The following is a 4,537-nucleotide window of genomic DNA, read 5'->3' on the forward strand; positions in this document are numbered from 1 at the left end:
GACTGAGGGATGGGCTGAGGGGTGGGCCGGCGGATGGGGGTACGGCGCGGGACCGTCCGCGGCAGAGGGGTACGGCGCCGGGCCGCCCGCGGCAGAGGGATAGGACGCGGGACCGCCCGCCGTGGAGGGGGCGCCGTAGGGCCCGGGGCCGCCCGGGGTGGCATGGGGCGCCGGGGCTCCAGCGCTCATCGGGCCGGCGTAGGGCGCGGGGGTGCCGGCGCCGTCGGGGGGCGGCGGGGCGTCCTGGCCCGGCCGCTGCCGGCTGCTGCCGTCCGCCCGCGAGACCGCCCGGTTCATCGCCTCGGCCGCGATCCGCGCCGCCGCCTGTAGCGTCCGCTCGCCGAGCAGCTCCGTACGGATCGCCCCGCCCGCCGCGAGATGGCGGTCGTACGGAAGCGGAAGCACCACCGCGCCGCCGACGCCGAGGTGCTCGGCGGCCTTGCGGACATCGAGCCCGGTATCCGGGGCGACATGGCTGAGCACCACGACCGTCGTCGGCAGCATCCGGGGGTGGACGCCGCCGACCCAGTCCAGGACGGAGCGCGTGGCGGCCACGCCTTCCGGGGTCGCCGGGCTGACCAGGATCCGGGCCTGCGTCGTCACCAGCGCGGTGCGCGCCACCTCAGCGGGCAGCGTCTCGCAGTCGACGACCGTGGTCGCGAAGTACCGGCGCAGCGAGGTCATCACGACCCGGTACGTATCGATGTCCAGGCGGGTGCCGATGGCGCCCTGACTGCCGGGCAGCAGCCAGCCGCCGCCCGGAAACGGAATCAGATACCCGGTCAGATCCGTGATCAGCATCGACGGATCGACGATCTGCGCCAGGTCGGTTCCGGACCAGCGCACCTCCGTCGCACCCAGTCGGTGCGGGAGCGTGCCGAGCGCCGGATCGGCCTCGATCGCCAGCACCGGATCGGCGCGGTAGTGCGCGTAGGTGAGAGCCAGCAGCGCGGAGACCGTGGACTTGCCCGCACCGCCCCGGATGCTGGTCACCGAGATCTGCCGGCCGGTGGTGACCGGCTGCTGGATGGCGTACGCGGTCTGCGTGACGGCGGTGGTCTCGGCCGCGGGCGACGACGCGATGGCCCGCCGCACGGCCCGCCCCGCGCGCTGGGCGACGGACTCCCCGTGCCGCGGCTTGCTCCGCAGCGCGTCCAGCTCGGGCGGCATCAGCGGTACCGAGACGGGGGTGGGCCCGGACCTGCGCGCCGGGGCGAACCCGCGGACGGGCGTGGGCGGGTGCACGGGCGTAGGCGTGTGCACGGGCGCGGCGGCCTGCGGGGGCGGTCCCGGGTGGGCGGCTGCCACGGGCGGAGTGGCGGGCGCGGGGGCCGGCTCCGGGACGGGGTGGGGCGCCGGAGCGGGAGGGGCCGACGGCACGGGGGCCGACGGCACCGCGGGCGGCGGCACGGGCGTCGGCATGGGGCCGGGCGCATCGCTGGGGCCGGGCGGGGCGGCGTGGGCAACCGTCGGCATCGGCCCGGCGGACGGCGCAAGCGTCTGCTCGGGCACGGCCGGCTCCGCCTTCGCGGTCGTCGGGGTGTCCCACACGCTCGCGTCGACGGGAGCGGGGGCGGAGGCCGGGCCAGGCGCGGGGTCAGAGGCGGATATCGCGTCGGCCGCGGGCCCCGGGCCGGGTATGGCCGAGCCGCCGGCCGTCGCGTGTCCGACGGTCGTCGCCGGTCCGCCGGTCGTTGCCGGTCCGACGGCCGCTTCCCGTGCTCCGTCCGTACCCGGTCCCCCGTCCGTACCCGGTCCGCCGCCCGTGCCCGGCGCCATCGCTCCCCCACCAAGATCACGCAGCAGATCGTGCTGCCAGTTGTTCTGCGCCGGTCCGCCCGACGCCGCCGGTCCGTCCGCCGCCGGGCCGTCCGCTGCGGCCGCTCCGTCCGCCGCCGACGCCGATCCATCCGCTGCCATGTCCGTCTCCGTCTTTCCGGCTTTCCGGGTCAGAACGTGTGCAGCAGCGGGCCGTAGACCCCGAGCGCCCCGAGGGCCACCGGAATCAGCGCCACCACACTGACCGACTCGACGAGATTCAGCAGCCGGCGCAGCCTGACACGCACCTGCTCCGGCACCCGCAGCGCGAGCACCCCGAGCGGCAGCACCGCCAGCACTCCCAGCACTGCCAGCGCACCCGACGGATCACCCGAACCGGCCGCCCACCGCAGCAGCAGGCACACCGCGACCGCCGTACCGGCCGCCAGCAGGGCGATGACCTCGACGGCCAGGGGGTAGGCCCGCGCCCGCGACAGCGTCACCACGCACAACAGGGCCGCGGCGGCGACCGACCAGCCGTCCCCCTGCCCCGCGGCCAGCGCTCCCGCCGCACCCGCGCAGACCGCCACGGCGACGGTGGCCGGCGCGAGACCGCGATGGGTCGCGCCCAGCGCGGTCGCCACCTGGTGGCGGCTCACCGGCGCATCGCCGGAGCGCCGGTCGTCGAGCCGGGTCAGCCCGGCCGTCCGCAGCGCGAGCCGGGGCAGATACCCGAGCACGAGCACCGAGACCACGCCGAGCGCAACTCCCGTACGTGCCACACCGGTCAGCGCCAGCCCGGCCTCCCAGACGCCCACCGCGCACGCGAGCGTCGCCGCGCCGACGAGTCCGCCGCGCCCCAGCTCCGTACCGACCCCGAGCAGCGCGAGCACGGCCGCGACGGTCAGTCCGACCGCCGCCAGCCGCACCGCGCCGGCCGAGGAGGCCTGCCACGAGGCGAGCACACCGAGCGCACCGCCCAGCAGAAGCAGCGCGGTACCCAGCGGACGCCGGCCGAGCCGGCCACAGAGGGCTCCGCCCGCCACGGCAAGAACCCCGGCGATCCCGAGCCCGACCGCGGCGGCACCGGGCCCGTACCAACTCGCCGCCGCTGTCCCGGCGATGAGGGCAAGCAGCACACTCGCCGCACCAGCCGTCCCCGTCCGGCTCCGCTCGCCCCAGTGCCAGCTGCGCACGTCCGGACCACCGGCGGCCGCGTCCGGCGCGCTTGCCGCGTCCGTCATGTCCGTAGCGTCCTGCGCGACGGGCGCCGCCGCCGTCTCCCGGCTGAGGGAGGCACCCGACACGGCCACCGCATCCGTCCCCGTCCCCGTCCCCATCCCCGTACTCACCCTCACCACGCCGACGGGGTCCCTGTGTTGCCAGCGGGCAACCGGCTGTCGCAGTGACGCGCCATCGTCGCTCCCCCTCCCGTTCCGTACCGCGACACGATACGGCTCCCCTGCGACAGCCTGTCCAGCACGGCCGGAGCAATTCGCCCGCGGGGACCGTCACCGCCCCCACCAGCCAAAATCCCGTAAATCGCCCATGGTGGCACGGAGTTGGGCAGGGTCTGCCCGTCGGTGCGGCGGCCATGGCGGGACAGGGTCCGGACGGGGTGAGGTAAACCCCACCGTCCGCCACCCCCTCAACCCCATGGCACCGGGGAACGCCGCCGGGCAGGCTGGGCGTATGACGGAGAGATCCCGGTCCAGTCGGTCCAGTGCTGCTGAGGACGCCCTTGACGACGTCCCGCCACCGCCGCCCCGAGCGCTGATCAGTGGCCTGATGTGGCGGGAGGTCGCCTACCTGCTGGCCAACTTCCCGTTGGGCGTCGCGGCGTTCATGGCGCTGGTGGTGTGGCTCACGCTGGGCATCGGGCTGTCCCTCACCGTGGTGGGCCTGCCGCTGCTGGCGACGGGGCTGCTGGCCTGCCGGCAGTACGGGAGGCTGGAGCGCGCCCGGGCGGCGGCGCTGCTCGGCGTACGGATCGCGGAACCGAGCCCGCTGCGGCCGCGCGAGCGGGGGTTCTTCCCGTGGTTGTGGACGTGTCTGACGGATCCGGTCGCCTGGCGGCACGCGCTGTTCGCCTTCGTCCGGCTGCCGTGGGTGCTCCTCACCTTCACGGTCGTCCTCGTCCTGCTGATCGTGGGCTGGCCGGTGCTGCCGTGGGCGGCACGCTGGCTGTCCAACGTGGACCGGGCGATGGTGCGCGCTCTGCTCTCCCCCTCCGACGAGCTGGAGCGGCGGATCGCGGAGCTGGAGTCGGACCGGGTGACGGTCACCGACACCGCGGCCGCCGACCTGCGCCGCATCGAACGGGATCTGCACGACGGCGCGCAGGCCCGTCTCGTGGCGCTCGCCATGGGGCTCGGGCTGGCCAAGGAGAAGCTGCTGGAGGACCCGGAAGCGGCCGCGGCGATGGTGGACGAGGCGCACGGCGAGGTGAAGCTCGCGCTCCAGGAGCTGCGGGACCTGGCCCGCGGCATCCACCCGGCGATCCTCACCGACCGCGGGCTGGGGCCCGCCCTGGCCTCGCTGGCCGGACGCTGCACGGTGCCGGTGACCACCTCGGTGGACCTGGACGAGCGGCCCGCGCCCGCCATCGAGGGCATCGCCTACTTCACCGTCTCGGAGCTGCTGCAGAACGTCTCCAAGCACAGCGCGGCGCGGCAGGCGTCGGTCGAGGTGTGGCGGGTCAAGGGGGGCGGGCCCGCAGGGCCCTCGGACCGGGGCGGTGGCGGGCTACGGGCGGGCGACCGGCTGCTGATCCTGGTGT

3 protein-coding genes are annotated in these 4,537 nt (G+C 75.9%); 1 reads left to right on the forward strand and 2 read right to left on the reverse strand.

What is annotated here, in order from left to right:
• Positions 1-1,920, reverse strand: a 1,920-nt coding sequence (locus tag EST54_RS35795; RefSeq protein ID WP_244942673.1) for a hypothetical protein, incomplete at its 3' end; no start/stop codon positions are given.
• Between the two features lie 29 nt (positions 1,921-1,949).
• Positions 1,950-3,002 carry a ubiquitin family protein gene (locus EST54_RS33370; protein ID WP_174857567.1) on the reverse strand — a complete coding sequence of 351 codons (1,053 nt, stop codon included), beginning with the start codon at positions 3,000-3,002 and terminating at the stop codon, positions 1,950-1,952.
• A 448-nt stretch (positions 3,003-3,450) separates the two neighbouring features.
• Between EST54_RS33370 and EST54_RS33375 the strand changes: the two genes are divergently transcribed.
• Positions 3,451-4,537 (forward strand): sensor histidine kinase (locus EST54_RS33375; protein ID WP_244942674.1); only part of this gene is annotated, 1,087 nt, incomplete at its 3' end.

The organism is Streptomyces sioyaensis (genome assembly GCF_004122735.1).
GTDB classification, from domain to species: domain Bacteria; phylum Actinomycetota; class Actinomycetes; order Streptomycetales; family Streptomycetaceae; genus Streptomyces; species Streptomyces sioyaensis.